13 protein-coding genes and 11 tRNA genes are annotated in these 16920 nt (G+C 66.4%); all 24 read right to left on the bottom strand.

The annotated features are described in order from the left end of the window. Nucleotides 1-19: 19 nt before the first annotated feature. Complete coding sequence (locus HFGMBDPB_RS11775; RefSeq protein ID WP_016450666.1) at nt 20-1009, bottom strand: TauD/TfdA family dioxygenase; 990 nt, start codon at nt 1007-1009, stop codon at nt 20-22. Further along, nucleotides 1006-1695, bottom strand: a complete 690-nt coding sequence (locus HFGMBDPB_RS11770; protein ID WP_212645426.1) for a 4'-phosphopantetheinyl transferase family protein — start codon at nt 1693-1695, stop codon at nt 1006-1008. Before HFGMBDPB_RS11770 ends, HFGMBDPB_RS11775 begins: the two co-directional genes overlap by 4 nt. After that, a complete protein-coding gene (locus HFGMBDPB_RS11765) occupies nt 1673-2416 on the bottom strand; it encodes a thioesterase II family protein (RefSeq protein ID WP_212645425.1) in 744 nt (247 codons plus the stop codon). The genes HFGMBDPB_RS11770 and HFGMBDPB_RS11765 overlap by 23 nt, the downstream gene beginning before the upstream one ends. A 5-nt stretch (nt 2417-2421) precedes the next feature. Next, nucleotides 2422-2703 (bottom strand): MbtH family protein, encoded by a 282-nt coding sequence (locus HFGMBDPB_RS11760; RefSeq protein WP_043790278.1) that lies wholly within the window; start codon nt 2701-2703, stop codon nt 2422-2424. A 150-nt stretch (nt 2704-2853) separates the two neighbouring features. Beyond that, on the bottom strand, nt 2854-3378 hold the full coding sequence (locus HFGMBDPB_RS11755; protein ID WP_212645424.1) for a sigma-70 family RNA polymerase sigma factor: 525 nt from the start codon (nt 3376-3378) through the stop codon (nt 2854-2856). A 730-nt stretch (nt 3379-4108) separates the two neighbouring features. Next, nucleotides 4109-4185, bottom strand: a tRNA-Asp gene (locus HFGMBDPB_RS11750). A 44-nt stretch (nt 4186-4229) separates the two neighbouring features. Next, nucleotides 4230-4305, bottom strand: a tRNA-Glu gene (locus HFGMBDPB_RS11745). Between the two features lie 38 nt (nt 4306-4343). Continuing rightward, nucleotides 4344-4419 (bottom strand) — tRNA-Ala (locus HFGMBDPB_RS11740). 126 nt (nt 4420-4545) lie between these two features. After that, on the bottom strand, nt 4546-4881 hold the full coding sequence (locus HFGMBDPB_RS11735) for a P-II family nitrogen regulator (RefSeq protein WP_016450797.1): 336 nt from the start codon (nt 4879-4881) through the stop codon (nt 4546-4548). A 16-nt stretch (nt 4882-4897) separates the two neighbouring features. Beyond that, nucleotides 4898-7987: an efflux RND transporter permease subunit gene (locus tag HFGMBDPB_RS11730; RefSeq protein ID WP_016450796.1), complete on the bottom strand. Its 3090-nt coding sequence runs from the start codon at nt 7985-7987 to the stop codon at nt 4898-4900. A 4-nt stretch (nt 7988-7991) separates the two neighbouring features. Beyond that, nucleotides 7992-9209 (bottom strand): efflux RND transporter periplasmic adaptor subunit, encoded by a 1218-nt coding sequence (locus HFGMBDPB_RS11725; protein WP_016450795.1) that lies wholly within the window; start codon nt 9207-9209, stop codon nt 7992-7994. 38 nt (nt 9210-9247) lie between these two features. Then, on the bottom strand, nt 9248-10702 hold the full coding sequence (locus HFGMBDPB_RS11720; RefSeq protein WP_016451428.1) for a TolC family protein: 1455 nt from the start codon (nt 10700-10702) through the stop codon (nt 9248-9250). 226 nt (nt 10703-10928) lie between these two features. Then, nucleotides 10929-11297 carry a hypothetical protein gene (locus HFGMBDPB_RS11715; RefSeq protein ID WP_017407525.1) on the bottom strand — a complete coding sequence of 123 codons (369 nt, stop codon included), beginning with the start codon at nt 11295-11297 and terminating at the stop codon, nt 10929-10931. Nucleotides 11298-11575: 278 nt separating this feature from the next. Further along, nucleotides 11576-11652 (bottom strand) — tRNA-Asp (locus HFGMBDPB_RS11710). A 44-nt stretch (nt 11653-11696) separates the two neighbouring features. Then, nucleotides 11697-11772, bottom strand: a tRNA-Glu gene (locus tag HFGMBDPB_RS11705). A 39-nt stretch (nt 11773-11811) separates the two neighbouring features. After that, nucleotides 11812-11887 (bottom strand) — tRNA-Ala (locus HFGMBDPB_RS11700). A 13-nt stretch (nt 11888-11900) separates the two neighbouring features. Next, a tRNA-Asp gene (locus HFGMBDPB_RS11695) sits at nt 11901-11977 on the bottom strand. A gap of 44 nt (nt 11978-12021) precedes the next feature. Beyond that, nucleotides 12022-12097: transfer RNA gene (locus tag HFGMBDPB_RS11690), tRNA-Glu, on the bottom strand. Between the two features lie 71 nt (nt 12098-12168). Next, nucleotides 12169-12245: transfer RNA gene (locus HFGMBDPB_RS11685), tRNA-Asp, on the bottom strand. 44 nt (nt 12246-12289) lie between these two features. Then, nucleotides 12290-12365: transfer RNA gene (locus HFGMBDPB_RS11680), tRNA-Glu, on the bottom strand. Nucleotides 12366-12403: 38 nt separating this feature from the next. Then, a tRNA-Ala gene (locus HFGMBDPB_RS11675) sits at nt 12404-12479 on the bottom strand. A 70-nt stretch (nt 12480-12549) separates the two neighbouring features. Next, nucleotides 12550-13956 (bottom strand): glutamate--tRNA ligase, encoded by a 1407-nt coding sequence (gene gltX / locus HFGMBDPB_RS11670; protein WP_017404949.1) that lies wholly within the window; start codon nt 13954-13956, stop codon nt 12550-12552. Next, complete coding sequence (locus HFGMBDPB_RS11665; RefSeq protein WP_017404950.1) at nt 13953-15167, bottom strand: O-succinylhomoserine sulfhydrylase; 1215 nt, start codon at nt 15165-15167, stop codon at nt 13953-13955. The genes gltX and HFGMBDPB_RS11665 overlap by 4 nt, the downstream gene beginning before the upstream one ends. A gap of 195 nt (nt 15168-15362) precedes the next feature. Continuing rightward, complete coding sequence (gene purF, locus HFGMBDPB_RS11660; protein WP_016449259.1) at nt 15363-16871, bottom strand: amidophosphoribosyltransferase; 1509 nt, start codon at nt 16869-16871, stop codon at nt 15363-15365. Nucleotides 16872-16920 lie beyond the last annotated feature (49 nt).

The following is a 16920-nucleotide window of genomic DNA, read 5'->3' as shown; positions in this document are numbered from 1 at the left end:
TCAGCTGCCTCCCGGGTTCTCAGAAACGGTCCAGATTGCTGCGCGGCTCGGCCATGGCGACGATGACCTTGCGCGGCCCCTTGAAGGGCGAGCGGGCATGGGCCACGAGCATGTTGTCCAGCATCAGCACGTCGCCCTGCTCCCAGGGGAAGCTGACGGTCTCGGCATCCAGCGCGGCGCGCACCTCGGCGAAGATGTCGTCGCCGATGGTGGAGCCGTCGGCGAAGAAGGTGTTGCGCGGCAGGTTCTCGATGCCGTAGACCTCCTCCAGCACCTCGCGCTCCTCGGGCTCGCGCGCCGAGATGTGGAACAGGTGGGCCTGGTTGAACCAGACCATCTCGCCCGTGACGGGATGGCTTTCCATGGCCTGGCACAACTGGCGCGTGCGCAGGCCGTCGTCCTCCTTCCACTCCCAGTCCATGCGCGCATGGCGGCAGAAGGCCTCGACCTCGGCGCGGCTTTCGGTGTTGAAGACCTTCTGCCAGGGCACGTCCATCTCGCCGAAGTTGCGCACGTAGAGGATGCCGGGCTCGAACAGCTCGCGGATGCGCGCCGGAATGCGGCGGTAGACCGCACGGCTGTCGGCAATCGGCGTCTCGCCGCCCTCGGGCGATGCGGTGACGCAGTGGAACCAGATCTTCATGGGCCACTCGCGCGTGTAGGCCTGCTCGTTGTGCAGTGGAATGCTCTGGTGGGCCGGGTACTCGGTGGAGGTGTAGACGCCCGCGCCGCTGGAGGCCTCGACCGCGCTGCGCGGCGTGGAGGCGAATTCGTACTTGAGCAGCGGATGGCCGAAGGCCGAGGCGAAGCGCTGGAAGGTCTCCACATCGGGTACGCCAAAGCCGCGCAGCAGAACGCCGCCCGTGGTCAGCAGCGCCTCGTCGATGTCGCGGCGCAGCGGCGGCAGCGCGGCCAGCAGGTCCTGGCCCGGCTGGGCGGGCGTGATGAGCTGGGGAAGCAGCGAGCCCGCGGGGGCCTTGCGCTCGAAGCGCTGGAGGGTTTCGTTCATGTCGATTCCTTGGTGCGCCACGCAAGAGCTGCCGCGTAGCCCGGCGGCGCTGGCAGCGCCATCGCTTGAAAACCATTCCAGTCGGGGACCGCGCAGGCGATGGCCAGCCGTCCGTCCCCTCCCGGGCTGATGCCTATGGAGCGCAGGTGCTCGGCCACGCCAATGCCGATGGCCTTGAGCACGGCCTCCTTGCCCACCCAGCGCTGGTAGAAGGCCGCCAGCCGATCAGGCGCACGGCGCACGCTGGCGCGTTCCTGGTCGGTGCAGACGGCGTCGAGCATGACCTCGGCATCGAGGTCGGGCTTGTGCTGCTCGATGTCCACGCCCAGGTGCAGCACGCCACCGGGGTCGGCCAGCGCGATCAGCGCATGGCCGCCCGAATGCGAGACGTTGAAGAGCGGTGCCCGCAGCGGGTCCTCGTCGACAAAGGGCTTGCCGTGGACGCCGACCGCCAGCGGCACATCGGCCGGGCAGCAGCCCAGCCTGCGCCCCAGCAGCCGCCGCGTGGCAGCGCGCGTCTGTGCGAAGCGCAGCCGGTCGGCGGCCCGCACGAAGCGCGCGGCGCGACCGCGCTCCTCGGGGGTCAGGTGCGGCAGGCTGTCGCTCAGTTCGGCCGACAGGTCCAGGTCCAGCCTGAAGACCTCGATGCCCTGGCTCATGGCCTCACGCACGGACACGAGCTGCATGGATTTCCCCCTGGAGTGACTGGGACCCGGCCAGGCGCTGCTCCAGCACGGCCAGCACATCGCCTTCGCGCTGCCTGATGAAGAAATGCCCGCCCTCGAACCAGTCCAGCGTGAAGGCCCCGGCGGCCTCCTGCGACCAGGCCTGGACGCGGGGCGCCTCGATGTCGTCCTGCCGCCCCGCAAAGACGTGCACCGGCAGCGGCAGGCCCGCAGCGGGCACATGGCCGAAGCTCTCGCAGACGCGGTAGTCGGACCCCAGCACATCCAGCGTGATGCGCATGAGCTCGGGGCTGCCAAACACCTCTTCGGGCGTGCCGCCCTGTCTGCGCAGATCGGCAATCAGCGCCGCATCGTCGCCCTTGCCCGCAAAGCGCTCGGGAGCACGGCAGGCCGGTGCCGGGCTGCCCGAGGCAACCAGAGCCAGCGGCAGCTCCCTGCCCTCCTCGCGCAACTGCCGCGCCATGCCGAAGGCCAGCAGCGCGCCCATGCTGTGGCCCAGCAGCGCAAAGCGGCCGCGCATGGCCTGGCGCTGCTCGGCGCACAGCAGCGATACCAGCTGCCCGAAGTCCTCGACCGCAGGCTCGCCCAGCCGGCTGCCCCGCCCCGGCAGCTCCACCGGCGCAATGCGGATCCAGTGGGGCAGCAGCCTGCGCCAGCGCAGGTACATGGTGGCGCTGGCGCCTGCGCACGGCAGGCACAGCAGGGTCAGCGGCGCGTGCATGCGCGTCAGCCCGCTGCGGTTTCGGTATCGGTATCGGCCTTGTGCAGCGCGGCGCCGGAGCCCGCCTGTTCCTGCTGCTGCATCCACACGCGCAGCGACTTGGGCCGCATGTCGGTCCAGGTGGCGTCCACGTAGTCGAGCACGGTTTTCTTGTCGCCCTTCACGCCCTCCACGGCGGTCCAGCCGCCGGGCACGGCCTTCCAGTGCGGCCAGATGGAATACTGTTCCTCGTGGTTGACCAGAACGATGAAGGTTTCGTCTTCGCGGTCGAAGCAGCTTGTAGACATGCAGGCGTCCTTGTGCAGTTGAACATCGGTGAGGCCAGTTCCGGATCGCGGCGACCCGGTACTGCGCCTCTGTTGAACATGACGTTCCGGATCCGAAACTGTTCACGCCGCGTGCGCGCCGGTTCCGGGTCGTGCGCCGGGCTGCACCGTTCAATGGCGGTCCAGCAGCGAGCGGTGGACATGGATGGCCTTGCAGGCGTCGGCAATCCTGGCGTTCACCAGGCCCAGCGCGCACTCCATGTGCTCGGCGATCTGGCGCTGCGTGAGTCCCTTGATGCGGTACAGCTCGAAGGTCTCCCGTGTCTTGGGCGGCACCTCATCAAGAGCTTGGTCGATCAGGCGTATGGCCTGGGACTCGAACAGGCTGCGCTCGGGCGAGCGGCCGTCCGGTATCTCCAGCGTCTCCACATCCACGCCGTGGGTGCGGTAGGTGTTCTCGCGCTCCTGGCGGCGCAGGTAGTCCAGCGCCATGTTGCAGACGGCGCGCGTCCAGTAGGCGGCGGGCCTGGCGATCTCGGCATCGCTGCGCATCTCGGCAACGCGCAGATAGGTGTCCTGCACGGCGTCGTCGGCCAGTTCGGGATTCCTGAGAATTCTTCGCGCGACCCTCACCAACTGTCCACGCGAAGCAATGAAGACCTCTTCCAGCGAAGAATGTGTGTGATTCAAGGACACGATGCAGTTCCTCTCGCAAGCTAGGCAAGAACGTCAAGGGGAAATGTCGACCGCAGGTCGATGGACGGCCGGCGTGCCGCCCGTGCAATAGGGCGGAGCGGGACTCGGCACAGGCGGCAAGCGGAGGCACAACCGCTGACCGCAGGGCATCAGTGCGCGCCGATGCGCATCGGCGTGACTTGGGAGGCAGGCCTAGATCGGGCCTAGATCGGCCTCATGACGGCCTCAGGGCGGCGGCCGCCCTCGCCGGATCCATGCGTCCTGCAACAGGATCGGCAAGGGCTGTGCGGCCTTGCAGACGTGCTGAAACTTGAACCGGGACCATGGCATGCAGTGGCGCTCCTTTGACGTTTTCCAACATTGAAATGAGAAGCATTACCAGTTCCGGCGGCAGGACCGGGCCTGGAATGGCTGCTCACACCTGCCTGGAAGACGTCCCGCCAGTGCAAACGGAGACACGGCTATCGGCTGTGGAAAATCGGCAGGCATCGCCTATGGCGCATCGCATCACCATGGCTTTCCCTCGCCGTGGATGATGGGCCTGGATCATGACGGACTGGTGATGCCCGATACATCGGGATGGAAGCAGGAACTGCCTGCAGCGCAGGCCCCTGCCATCGCACTGGGCAGGCCCCATCGAGACGCGGCCCGCAGCGAAACTGCAGACGAAAAAAAGCCACCTTGCGGTGGCTTCTTGTCTGCGCAAACGCGGTGGTTTGCACAAGGAATCTGGCGGAGTGGACGGGACTCGAACCCGCGACCCCCGGCGTGACAGGCCGGTATTCTAACCAACTGAACTACCACTCCTGGCAGACAGCTTTTGCGCTCTTGCGAGCCAAGTGCTGCAAACTTGGCGACCCTACGGGGATTCGAACCCCGGTACTCACCGTGAAAGGGTGATGTCCTAGGCCTCTAGACGATAGGGTCAATCCTAGAACTTGCGTAAATACTCAAGTCTCAATTTTTGGTGGAGGTAAACGGGATCGAACCGATGACCTCTTGCATGCCATGCAAGCGCTCTCCCAGCTGAGCTATACCCCCTTGCTGCAACGTTGCACTGCTTCGTTGCTGCGATTCAAAAATTGTAGCACAGCGTTTTTGGGGCAATTCCGGAATGCATGACTTTTTTATGTCGCCCTGCATTCCGGCGCCCTGCTCAAGCCCGGGTCAGGCCAGGCTTTGCCCGTCGCGTATGCGGTGGATCTCGGCGATGTCCACCACCCAGACCAGGCCGTCGCCGACCTGGCCCGAGTGACAGGCCGAGGTGATGGCCGCGCGGATGGGCTCGACCATGGATGCCTCGGCCAGCACGCAGACCATGATCTTGTCGGAGAAGTCGGTCAACTCCTCCTTCACGCTGCGCTTGTCGATGGCGGCCGGGGCCGTGAAGCCCTCGGCACGGAACAGCGTCACGCCGGGGAAGTTGGGAATGGCGCGCAGCGCGTCGCGCAGGCGCTCCAGGCGGCTGGGGCGCACGATGGCCCGGATTTCCTTCATGGTCATTGCAGTGTCTCCTTCATCAGGCTTCCAGCGGTTTTTCGTCAAACCAGCGGTACAGGGTCGGCAACACCACCAGCGTGAGCAGGGTGGACGAGATCAGGCCACCGATCACCACGATGGCCAGCGGGCGTTGCACCTCCGAGCCGGGGCCGGTGGCGAACAGGAAGGGCACCAGGCCCAGCAGCGCGACGGTGGCCGTCATCATCACGGGGCGGAAGCGCTGCACGCAGCCTTCGCGCACGGCCTCGGCCACGTTCATGCCATCTTCGCGCAGCTTGCGGATGCAGGAGACCAGCACCACGCCGTTGAGCACCGCAATGCCCCACAGCGCGATGAAGCCCACCGATGCCGGCACGCTCACGTATTCGCCCGTGACGAACAGGCCTATCAGTCCCCCGATGGAGGCGAAGGGCAGCACCAGGATGATCAGCCCGGCCAGCTTGACCGAGTTGAACAGCAGGAACAGCAGGAAGAAGATGGCCACGATGGTCAGCGGCACGATGATCTGCAGCGTGCCCATGGCGCGCTCCATGTTCTCGAACTGGCCACCGTACTTGAAGTAGTAGCCATCGGGCAACTGCACTTCACTGTCGATGCGCTGCTGCACTTCGGTCACGAAGCCGCCCAGGTCGCGCCCTTCCACGTTGGCTCCCACCACCACGCGGCGCTTGCCGCCTTCGCGGCTGATCTGCGCGGGGCCGTCCACCAGCTCGATGCGGGCCACGCTGCTCAGCGGCACCTGGGCGCCCGTGGCCGTGGTCAGCAAGGTGGCGCCGATGGCGGCGGGCGAGCCGCGGAACGGCTCGGGGAAGCGAACCACCACGTTGTAGCGGCGCTCGCCCTCGTAGACCGTGGTCACTTCCTTGCCGCCGATGGCCGACTCGATCACGCCCTGCACGTCGGTGACGTTCAGGCCGTGGCGGGCGATCGCCTTGCGGTCGATATCCACGGTCAGCGCCTGCTGGCCTGACAGGCGCTCGACGCGGATGTCCGTGCTGCCCGGCACGCTCTTGAGGATGCGTGCGACCTGCTCGGACACGTCGCGCAGCTCGCTCAGCTCGTCGCCGAAGACCTTGATGGCCAGTTGCGAGCGCACGCCCGTGACCATTTCGTCCACGCGCTCGGAGATCGGCTGGGACAGCACGATCTGCACGCCCGGGATCGAGGACAGGCGCTGGCGGATGTCTTCGTCGATCTCATCCTGGGTGCGGTCGGACTCGGGGTCCAGCAGCACGATGGGGTCGGACTCGTTGGGGCCTGCGGGATCGGCCGGCGATTCGCCGCGTCCGAGCTTGGAGACCACGCTGAGCACGCCGGGCACTTCGGCCACGGACTTCATCGCCGCCATTTCCATGCGGATGGACTCGTCCAGCGAGATGCTGGGCACGCGGTTGATCTGCGGCGTCAGCGCCCCCTCCTTCATGGTGGGCATGAAGGACTTGCCCAGCAGCGGGAACAGTCCCAGCGAGCCCAGCAGCAGCGCCACGGCCACGGCCAGCGTGGCGCGGTTGCGCGCGGTGGCCAGGTCCAGCAGGCGCAGGTAGTGGCGCTTGAGGAAGGCGATCAGGCGCGTGTCATGGTCCGCGCCGCCCTTGAGGAAGTACGAGCACAGCACGGGCGACAGGAACAGCGACACGGCCAGCGAGACGGCCAGCGAGATCGCGATGGTCAGCGCCAGCGGGCCGAACATCTTGCCTTCGATGCCTTGCAGCGTCATCAGCGGCAGGAACACCAGGATGATGATGGCGATGCCGAAGATGGTGGGCGTGGCCACCTCGGTGGTGGCCGACAGCACGGTGCGCACGCGTGCGCCCATGCTGTCGCCGGCCTGGCCGAGCTTGTGGAACACGTTCTCCACCACCACCACGGTGGCATCGACCATGAGGCCGATGGCGATCGCCAGCCCCCCCAGCGACATGAGGTTGGCCGAGATGCCCCAGCGGTTCATCATGATGAAGGTGGTCAGCGGCGTGATGATCAGCGTGGCCACCACGATCAGGCTGGAGCGCACGTCACCCAGGAAGATGAAGAGCACCACGACCACGAGCAGGATGCCCTCGATCAGCACCTTGCCCACGGTCCACAGCGCCGAGTCGACCAGGTCGGTACGGTCGTAGTAGGGAACGATCTGCAGGCCGCCGGGGAGCATGCCCTTGGAGTTGATCTCCTGCACGCGCTCCTTCACGCGGGTGACCACCTCCTTGGCATTGCCGCCGCGCATCATCAGCACGATGCCGGAGACGCCTTCGGTATAGCCGCCCTTGATGATGGCGCCCTGGCGCACTTCCTGGCCCAGCTGGACTTCGGCCACATCGCGCACGAAGACCGGCACGCCGCCTTCCTGCTTGAGAACGATGTTGCCGATGTCATCCAGCGACTGGACCAGGCCCACGGCGCGGATCAGGTACTGCTCGGTGACCTGGGGCAGGATGCCGCCGCTGGCATTGGCGTTGTTGTCGGCGATGGCCTGGACCACATGGCGCACGGACAGGCCGTAGTGGCGCAGCCGGCCGGGATCGACCTCCACCTGGTACTGCTTGACGTAGCCGCCCTGCGAGTTGATTTCGGCCACGCCGGGAATGGAGCGCAGCAGCGGGCGCGCCACCCAGTCCTGGATGGTGCGGCGCTCGGTCAGCTCCTCGGGCGTGAGGGCCCGCTTGCCGTCGTCGGGATGGTCCAGCGTGTACTGGTAGACCTCGCCCAGGCCCGTGGACACCGGCCCCAGCACGGGGATGATGCCTGCGGGCATGCGCGGCGTGACCTCCATCAGCCGCTCGGTGACGAGCTGGCGTGCAAAGTACACGTCGGTGGCATCGGTGAAGACCAGGGTGATGATGGACAGGCCGCTCTTGTTGAGCGAGCGCATCTCCACCAGGCCCGGCATGCCGGTCATGGCGATTTCCAGCGGCACGGTCACGAAGCGCTCGATTTCCTCGGGCGAACGGCCTGGCGCCTCGGTGGCCACCTGAACCTGGACGTTGGTCACGTCAGGAAAGGCATCCACCGACAGATTCATGGCGGCGCGCAGGCCGAAGCCGCACAGCACCAGCGAGAGCACGATCACGATGAGCCGCTGGCTCAGTGCGGCCCGGATCATGGAAGCGATCATGGGCTTACTCCAGCTCTGCGCGCTTGCGCTCGTTGTTCAGGTGGAAGGCACCCGTGGTGACGATGACCGTGCCATCGGCCACGCCCTTGTTCACGGGGCGCATGCCGCCGCTGGCGGTGCCCAGCTCGACGGGCGTGAGGCGGTAGTGGTTCTCGCCCTTCTTGACGAAGACATGGTCGCGGTCGTTCTCGCGCACCACGGCCTCGGCCGGCACGGCCAGCAGCTGGCGCACCTCGCCCTGGATGCGCATGGTGGCCAGCATCTGGGGCTTGAGGTCGCGCTCGGGGTTGTCCACCTGGGTTCGGATGGTGACGGTGCGGGTCTCGGGCGTGACGGTGTCGCCCACATGCACGATCTGGCCCGACAGCACCCGCTCGCCCAGGGCGGGCACGGCGATCTCCACGGCCTGGCCGGCACGCACGCCGCTGGCCATCTGCTCGGGGATCGCGCCCACCACCCAGACGCTGCTCAGGTCGGCCACGGTGAACAGCGGATCGCCGGGCTGGGTCACCTGGCCGGAGCTGACCTTGCGCTCGATCACCACGCCGGCCCCTGTGGACAGCACGGCCGCATGCGACTGCAGCGTGCCCTTGTCGCGCAGCTGGGCGATGGCGCTGTCGGGAATGCCGATCAGGCGCAACTGGTCGCCGGCAGCGCGCTGCTCGGCGCGCGCAATCGACAGCTCGGACTCGCGGCGCTGCAGCTCGGCCGAGCCGATGACGTCGGCGGCTATCAGCTGGCGCGCGCGCTCCACGCCGCGCTCGGCCAGCGTGGCGGCGGAGTGTGCACGCAGATAGGCCAGCTGGGCGGTGGTCAGCTCGGGGCTGGCCACGCGGGCCAGCACCTGGCCCGCGCGCACGCGGTCGCCCACTTCGACCAGCACTTCGGTCACGCGTCCCGTGGCGGCCGCGCCAATGCGGGTGACCTGGCGCTCATTGGCCTCGATGCGGCCGGACACCTCCTGCAGCAGCGCGATCTGCGCCTGCGCCACGGGCTTGACGGCGAAGTTGGGCGCCATCTCGGCGGTGACGCGGACCTCCATCGGGTCCTGCTCCTGCGCAGCGGCCGCTGCGGGCGCCGCCTTGGCTTCGGCCTCTTCGTTCTTGCCGCAGGCGCTCAGCGCCAGCGTTGCGGCCAGCAGGCCGGCCAGGGCCAGGGAGTTCACCAAGGTGCTGCTGCCTGCGCGGGCGGCGATGGGTTGCGGATGCATATTCAAGGACATGTTCGTTTCTGATTTCGGGTGTGAGGCAGGGGCGCGCTTCACAGCGCGGACGGATCGTCGTAGCGGCCCGCCAGGTATTCGAGCTGTATGCGCGCCGCCTGCAGCTGGTAGCGCGCGTCGAGCAGGTCTGCACGGATGGAGCGCAGCACGCGCTGCGCATCGAGCACATCGAGAATGCCGCGCTCGCCGAAGCGGTAGGCGGCCTCGGCCACGCGCAGGGCCGACTCGGCCTCGCGCACCGAACCCTGGCTCAGTGCCTGGGTGCGCAGTCGCGCCATCTCCAGCTCCTTCCAGGCCTGCAGCGTCTGCTGGCGCAGCTCGATCTGCCGGCCTTCCAGCTGCAGACGCGCGCGCTCCAGCTCGGAGGCCGCCTCGTCGATGGGGCCGCGGTGCTGGTCGAGCAAGGGGATCTGGATGCTCACGCCCACCGTGTTCAGGCGCACATCGGGCTCGCGCGTCTGGCCGTAGCGCAGCTCCACGCCCGGCCAGCGCGAGGCCTTGGCACCGTCAAGCCGCGCCTGGGCACGCTCGACCTCCGCCTTGAGCTGGCGCAGTTCGGGATGCTCCATGGGATCGATCTCGCCCATGTCCTCGATGCGCAGCGGATCCTCCAGCGACACATCCAGGCGGAAGCGCACGGGCAGCTGGCCTGCGGCCAGGCGGCCCAGCGCCAGCTGCGCCTGCTCGGCACGCAGCCTTGCGGTCTGCTCCTGCTGGCGCGCCTGGATGATTTCGGCATCGGCCTTGATGATTTCGTAGCGGGCCGCCTCGCCGCTGTCCACGCGGACGCGGACGCGCTCATGGGCCTGCTCCAGAAGGCGCACCGCCTCCTTGGCGGCCTCGACCTCCGCCTCGCGCAGCACCATTTCGTAGGCGCGCAGCCGCACCTGGGCCACCAGCGCATTGCGCGTGGTCGCCACGAAGTGCACCGAGCCCTGCTCGCCTGCCCTCGCGGCCTCCACGCGCGCACCGCGCACGGCGGGGTTCTCGATGGGCAAGGCCACGGCCCAGCCCTGCACCGTGCCGGCTGCCGCGCCCGGAACGCGGGCGCTGTTGCGGCCCTGGTTCCATTCGAGCTTGGGATTGGGCAGCGCCGAGGCGCTGACCACGCCTGCGCGCGCCGTGGTCCGGGACTGCTCGACAGCGCGCAGATCGGGGTTGTGGTCCAGCACGGCGCGAACGACCTCGTTCAGGCTCAGCTGGGGCAGGCGCTGTGCGGCGGCCGAAGCCACCGAAGGCGCCTCTGCGGCCGAACCGGCCTTCGGCACGATCGGCGTACGGGACGCCGCGGCCTCGGCGGCCTCGGCGGCGGCCGGAGCCGCCTGCGTCAGGGGCGCCTGGGACGCCTGGGGCTTGCCAGGGGGATGGGCCTGCGCCGAAGCGCCAGCACCCCAGCCCACCAGCAGGCTGCAGATCGCGCCTTGCAGGACCTTGCGCGAACAGGATGGAAAACGGGCGGGGGCCATTCCCGCCAATACCGTTGGATTCACCATGGCATGCATCTGCCGCAAAGCGACAGTCGAGGGGTTGAGTAAGAGATGGGCCCTTCCCTGCGGACCACGCGGGAACGGGCATGGCCGCGCCGTGCGCAGTCAGCGCGCGGACGACGGCATGGCGTGCACGCCAGCAAGGCGCGCACGAGCAGTGATCAGGCAGTGGGATGCGTCAGCCGACAAGGGGCGCAAGGGGCACAAGGCATGCCTGCGCCGCAATATGCGGTCAGCCGAGCAGGGAAGGTCTTGGAGGGCGCAGCAGCTGGCCCGGGGCGGGCGACAGGTGCGCCTGGGAATAGGTCGAAGGCGGGGCCCACAGCGACACCACCTGCACGGCGATGGGCTCGGGCGGCCAGTACATCTCGGCGGAACGGTCCTCGCCGCAGGCCAGCAGGGCCAGCAGCTGGCGCTTGTTGCCGCTGTGTGCCGTCAGCTCGGCAAACTCGGTCTCGTCGTCTTCCTCCACTTCCGCGAGTTCCTCGAGGAATTCCTCATCGATGGTCACGACGGGATGGTGCGCCAGCAGGCCATCGCCTTCCAGTCCATCGGAAGATGCCGAAGCTGCCACCTGCCCGCAGAAGATGGACAACAGCATCAGCAACGAAAAGACAAACGATGGCGCAAGGCGCATGGAGCGGGGCAGACGAGTCGGTGAAAGATGGACGCCCTGCAAACAGGACACCGTCTATTGTTACGAATGTTGAGGGAAAGTTCCGGGTTTGCCCTTAAAAAATCTGGGCAATAGATCGTGTTTTGTGCACAAAGGCTTTCCATGTGAAGAAGTCACACCAAAAACCGCAACAACCAGAAACAAAAAAGCCACCTTGCGGTGGCTTCTTGTCTGCGCAAACACGAGGGTCTGCACAAGGAATCTGGCGGAGTGGACGGGACTCGAACCCGCGACCCCCGGCGTGACAGGCCGGTATTCTAACCAACTGAACTACCACTCCTGGCAGGCAACTTTTGCGCTCTTTCGAGCCAAGTGCTGCAAACTTGGCGACCCTACGGGGATTCGAACCCCGGTACTCACCGTGAAAGGGTGATGTCCTAGGCCTCTAGACGATAGGGTCAATCCTAGAACTTGCGTTACAAACTCAAGTCTCGATTTTTGGTGGAGGTAAACGGGATCGAACCGATGACCTCTTGCATGCCATGCAAGCGCTCTCCCAGCTGAGCTATACCCCCAAGAATCCGATACTGGCGGAGTGGACGGGACTCGAACCCGCGACCCCCGGCGTGACAGGCCGGTATTCTAACCAACTGAACTACCACTCCTGGCAGGCAGCTTTTGCGCTCTTGCGAGCCAAGTGCTGCAAACTTGGCGACCCTACGGGGATTCGAACCCCGGTACTCACCGTGAAAGGGTGATGTCCTAGGCCTCTAGACGATAGGGTCACAGCCTGTGATCCGCCGATAAAAAAGCGCCTTCGTGTTTCAAAGGCGCTTACATACCAAGCGACAAATTTTGGCGGAGTGGACGGGACTCGAACCCGCGACCCCCGGCGTGACAGGCCGGTATTCTAACCAACTGAACTACCACTCCTGGCAGACAGCTTTTGCGCTCTTTCGAGCCAAGTGCTGCAAACTTGGCGACCCTACGGGGATTCGAACCCCGGTACTCACCGTGAAAGGGTGATGTCCTAGGCCTCTAGACGATAGGGTCAATCCTAGAACTTGCGTTACAAACTCAAGTCTCAATTTTGGTGGAGGTAAACGGGATCGAACCGATGACCTCTTGCATGCCATGCAAGCGCTCTCCCAGCTGAGCTATACCCCCTTCATGCTGCAATCGCTGCTTCTTGTTAGTTGCTGCGTTTGCATCAGAGACTCGAATTATAGACAGGTTTTCAGCGGTTTTTCAAACGCGCCAGAATTTTTTCACGACCCAGCAGCTCCAGCACCGCATCCACCGAAGGCGTGTGCGCTGTGCCCAGCGTCAGCACGCGCACCGGCATGGCCAGTTGCGGCATCTTCAGGCCCTGGGCCTTGAGCACTTCCTTGATCAGGGCAGCAATGGCTTCCTTGCTCCACTCCACCGAGGCGATGCCTTCGGCGAAGGCGTCCAGGGTGGGCGCCACGGCGTCGGTCACGTGCTTTGCCAGGTCCTCGGCGTTGCGGTCGAAGGCGTCCACATAGAACAGGCGCACCCAGCCGGCCAGATCGACCAGGGTTTCGCAGCGGTCCTTGAACAGGGCGCAGATGCGCGGCAGGCGGTCGTCTGCGTCGAGCAGGGCCTGGTCCAGGCCGGTCTTGAGCACGAAGGGGCGCACCAGCTCTGCCAGGGCCGCGTCGTCCAGCGCCTTCAGGTGCTGGGCGTTGACCCAGCGCAGCTTGGCCTCGTCGAACTGGCCAGCGCTGCGGCCCAGGTGGTCCAGGTTGAACCACTCCAGGAACTGGGCGCGGCTGAAGATTTCGTCGTCGCCGTGGCTCCAGCCCAGGCGGGCCAGGTAGTTGACCATGGCGTCGGGCAGGTAGCCTTCGTCGCGGTACTGGGTGACGGCCTTGGCGCCGTTGCGCTTGCTCATCTTCTCGCCCTGCTCGTTGAGCACGGTGGGCAGATGGGCGAACACGGGCACGCTGGCGCCCAGGGCCTCGAAGATGTGGATCTGGCGCGGCGTGTTGTTGACGTGGTCGTCGCCACGGATGACATGGGTGATGGCCATGTCCATGTCGTCCACGCAGACGCAGAAGTTGTAGGTGGGCGTGCCATCGGGGCGCGCGATCACCAGGTCGTCCAGCTCGCTGTTCTGGAACTCGATGCGGCCCTTGCACTTGTCTTCCCAGGCCACGACGCCGCCCTTCGGCGTCTTGAAGCGCAGCACGGGACGCACGCCTTCGGGCACGGGCGGCAGCACCTTGCCTTCCTCAGGGCGCCAGGTGCCGTCGTAGCGCGGCTTTTCCTTGTTGGCCATCTGGCGCTCGCGCAGGGCGTCGAGTTCTTCCACGCTCATGTAGCAGGGGTAGACATGGCCCGAAGCCTGCAGGCCGGCCAGCACCTCCTTGTAGCGGTCCATGCGCTGCATTTGATAGAACGGACCTTCGTCATGGTCCAGCTGCAGCCAGGCCATGCCCTCGATGATCACGTCCACCGAGGCCTGGGTGGAGCGCTCCACGTCGGTGTCCTCGATGCGCAGGATGAAATCGCCGCCCGTGGCGCGCGCAAAGGCCCAGGGATACAGGGCCGAGCGGATGTTGCCCAGGTGGATGAAGCCCGTGGGAGACGGGGCAAAACGGGTACGTACTTTTTGTGTCATTGCAGGGTATCCAGTCCGCGGGAGAGATCGTTCTTGAGGTCGCCCAGGTATTCCAGTCCGACGGAGATGCGCAGCAGGCCCTGGCCGATGCCGGCGGCACGGCGCTGCTCTTCGCTCAGGCGGCCATGCGAGGTGCTGGCCGGATGGGTGATGGTGGTCTTGACGTCGCCCAGGTTGGCCGTGATCGAGCACACTCGGGTGCTGTCGGCCACATGGAAGGCGTTGGCGCGCAGCTGTTCGGCGCCCTCGCCCACCACGTCGAAGGACAGCACGCCGCCGCCCATGCCGTTTTGCTGGCGCATGGCCAGCTCGTGCTGCGGGTGGCTGGCCAGGCCCGGGTAGTAGACGCGGGCGACCTTGGGATGAGCTTCCAGCCAGGTGGCCAGCTCCAGCGCGGAGGCGCTTTGCGCCTTCACGCGCAGGGACAGCGTCTCCAGCCCCTTGAGCACCACCCAGGCGTTGAACGGTGCCAGGTTCAGGCCGCCGCTGCGCAGAAAGGTGCCCATGACCTTGTCCACCAGTGCCATCGTGCCGCAGACGGCGCCCGACATGACACGGCCCTGGCCGTCCAGCAGCTTGGTGCCGGAGTGCACGACCAGGTCGGCGCCGAACTTGGCAGGCTGCTGCAGCACGGGCGATGCAAAGCTGTTGTCCACGGCCAGCAGCGCGCCATGGGCGTGCGCCAGCTCGGCCAGCGCGGCGATGTCGCACAGGTCGGTCAGCGGGTTGGTCGGCGTCTCGGCGAACAGAAGGCGCGTGTTGGGACGGATGGCCGCCTTCCAGGCCTGCACATCGGTCTGCGAGACAAAGCTGGTCTCCACGCCAAAGCGCGCCATCTCGCCGCCCAGCAGCTTGATGGTGGAGCCGAACATGGACTGCGAGCAGATCACATGGTCGCCGGCCTTGAGCGTGGTCAGCGCCACGAGCAAGATGGCCGACATGCCCGTGGACGTGGCCACCGCGCATTCCGTGCCCTCCATGGCGGCCAGGCGCTGCTCGAAGCTGGTGACCGTGGGGTTGGAGGTGCGGCTGTAGGTGTAGCCGGGCTCTTCATTGGCGAAGCGGCGTGCGGCCGTTGCACAGTCGGGCTGCACGAAGCTGCTGGTCATGTACAGGGCTTCGCTGTGCTCACCCCACTGGCTTCGCTCCACGCCCACGCGCAGGGCCAGCGTATCGGGATGCAGGCCTTCGGGAAGTGTCTTGTTGGTCACGTTGATGGTCCTTGGGGATCGGGCGCAGCCCGCCAGCGGTGGCGGTGCCCGGAAAAAAGGAGCTAGAAGCACTTGTCACCTGGCGGCTTCCAGGGCCTTGCGGCCCTGGACGCTCCAGCACCAGCGCTTTTAGCTCATTTGTCAAAAAAGGCGGGCCACAGGCCCGCCCGACATTGTCACTGAATGCCCTGGCGCTCAGGCTTCCTGGGCATTGGGCAGGGACAGGCGCGACGCATCGCTGGCCTCTTCCTCCCCGCCCCGGTTACGACCCTCGTTGAGCGCCGTGACCTCGTCCTCGGAGATGTCGCCCGTGATGTAGACGCCGTCGAAGCACGAGGCCTCGAAGCCCTGCACCTGCGGATTGATCTTGCCCACGGTCTGCTTCATGGCGGCCACGTCCTGGTAGATCAGCGCGTCGGCGCCGATGACCTGGCGGATTTCCTCGACCGTGCGGCCATGCGCCACCAGTTCGGCGCGCGTGGGCATGTCGATGCCGTAGACGTTGGGATGGCGCACCGGAGGAGCGGCCGAGGCCAGGTAGACCTTGACGGCGCCGGCGTCACGCGCCATCTGCACGATTTCCTTGGAGGTGGTGCCGCGCACGATGGAGTCGTCCACCAGCAGCACCTTGCGGCCCTTGAACTCGCTGCCGATGGCGTTGAGCTTCTGGCGCACGGATTTCTTGCGCGAGGCCTGGCCCGGCATGATGAAGGTGCGGCCCACGTAGCGGTTCTTGACGAAGCCTTCGCGGTAGGGGATGCCCAGCAGCTGGGCCAGCTGCATGGCGCTGGGCCGGCTGGATTCCGGAATCGGGATGATGGCGTCGATCTCGTTGGGCGGCACGGTGGAGACCACGCGCTTGGCCAGCGTCTCGCCCATGTTCAGGCGCGCCTGGTAGACGGAGATGCCGTCGAGCACCGAGTCCGGACGGGCCAGGTACACGTACTCGAACACGCAGGGGTGCAGCTCGCTCTTTTCGGCGCACTGGCGGGTTTCGACCTGGCCGTCGCTGTGCACGAACACGGCTTCACCCGGAGCGACATCGCGCTCGAGCTGGTGCAGCGTGCCTTCCAGGGCCACGGATTCGCTGGCCAGCATCACCGTGCCGTCGGCGCTGCGGCCCATGCACAGGGGACGGATGCCGAAGGGGTCGCGGAAGGCCAGCAGGCCGTAGCCCGCAATCAGCGCGATCACGGCGTACGAGCCCTTGATGCGCTTGTGCACGGCGCTGACGGCCTGGAAGACGTCTTCGCTCTTGAGCGGTGCGCCGCTGCTGGCGCGGGCCAGCTCGTGGGCCAGCACGTTGAGCAGGACTTCGGAGTCGCTCTCGGTGTTGGTGTGGCGGTGGTCGGTGTCCGACAGTTCCTCGCGCAGCTGCTTGGCGTTGGTGAGGTTGCCGTTGTGCACCATGACGATGCCGAAGGGCGCGTTCACGTAGAAGGGCTGGGCCTCTTCCTCGCTGGTCGCGTTGCCGGCCGTCGGGTAGCGCACCTGGCCCAGGCCCACCGTGCCCGGCAGGGCGCGCATGTTGCGGGTGCGGAACACGTCGCGCACCATGCCCTTGGCCTTGTGCATGAAGAACTTGCGTTCCTGCTGGGTCACGATGCCGGCGGCATCCTGGCCACGGTGCTGCAGCAGCAGCAGGGCGTCATAGATCAGTTGATTCACGGGCGCGGTGCTGACTACACCAACGATTCCACACATAGTTGCGTTCCATCCGTTTGCGAAGGTCGCCCTTCGCTGTCTGGGCCGT

Origin of the sequence: Delftia sp. PE138, assembly GCF_018320755.1 — a bacterium.
Taxonomy (GTDB): domain Bacteria; phylum Pseudomonadota; class Gammaproteobacteria; order Burkholderiales; family Burkholderiaceae_C; genus Comamonas; species Comamonas tsuruhatensis.
Note: the sequence above shows the minus strand (reverse complement) of the source record. Positions and strands in the feature narration are given on the sequence as shown.

What these genes read in the sequence shown, in the direction of transcription:
- HFGMBDPB_RS11765 (WP_212645425.1), bottom strand. Translation starts at nt 2,416, where the DNA reads ATGCACGCGCCGCTGACCCTGCTGTGCCTGCCGTGCGCAGGCGCCAGC.
- HFGMBDPB_RS11735 (WP_016450797.1), bottom strand. Translation starts at nt 4,881, where the DNA reads ATGACCATGAAGGAAATCCGGGCCATCGTGCGCCCCAGCCGCCTGGAG.
- HFGMBDPB_RS11760 (WP_043790278.1), bottom strand. Translation starts at nt 2,703, where the DNA reads ATGTCTACAAGCTGCTTCGACCGCGAAGACGAAACCTTCATCGTTCTG.
- HFGMBDPB_RS11715 (WP_017407525.1), bottom strand. Translation starts at nt 11,297, where the DNA reads ATGCTGTTGTCCATCTTCTGCGGGCAGGTGGCAGCTTCGGCATCTTCC.
- purF (WP_016449259.1), bottom strand. Translation starts at nt 16,871, where the DNA reads ATGTGTGGAATCGTTGGTGTAGTCAGCACCGCGCCCGTGAATCAACTG.
- HFGMBDPB_RS11720 (WP_016451428.1), bottom strand. Translation starts at nt 10,702, where the DNA reads ATGGTGAATCCAACGGTATTGGCGGGAATGGCCCCCGCCCGTTTTCCA.
- HFGMBDPB_RS11770 (WP_212645426.1), bottom strand. Translation starts at nt 1,695, where the DNA reads ATGCAGCTCGTGTCCGTGCGTGAGGCCATGAGCCAGGGCATCGAGGTC.
- HFGMBDPB_RS11725 (WP_016450795.1), bottom strand. Translation starts at nt 9,209, where the DNA reads ATGTCCTTGAATATGCATCCGCAACCCATCGCCGCCCGCGCAGGCAGC.
- gltX (WP_017404949.1), bottom strand. Translation starts at nt 13,956, where the DNA reads ATGACACAAAAAGTACGTACCCGTTTTGCCCCGTCTCCCACGGGCTTC.
- HFGMBDPB_RS11775 (WP_016450666.1), bottom strand. Translation starts at nt 1,009, where the DNA reads ATGAACGAAACCCTCCAGCGCTTCGAGCGCAAGGCCCCCGCGGGCTCG.
- HFGMBDPB_RS11730 (WP_016450796.1), bottom strand. Translation starts at nt 7,987, where the DNA reads ATGATCGCTTCCATGATCCGGGCCGCACTGAGCCAGCGGCTCATCGTG.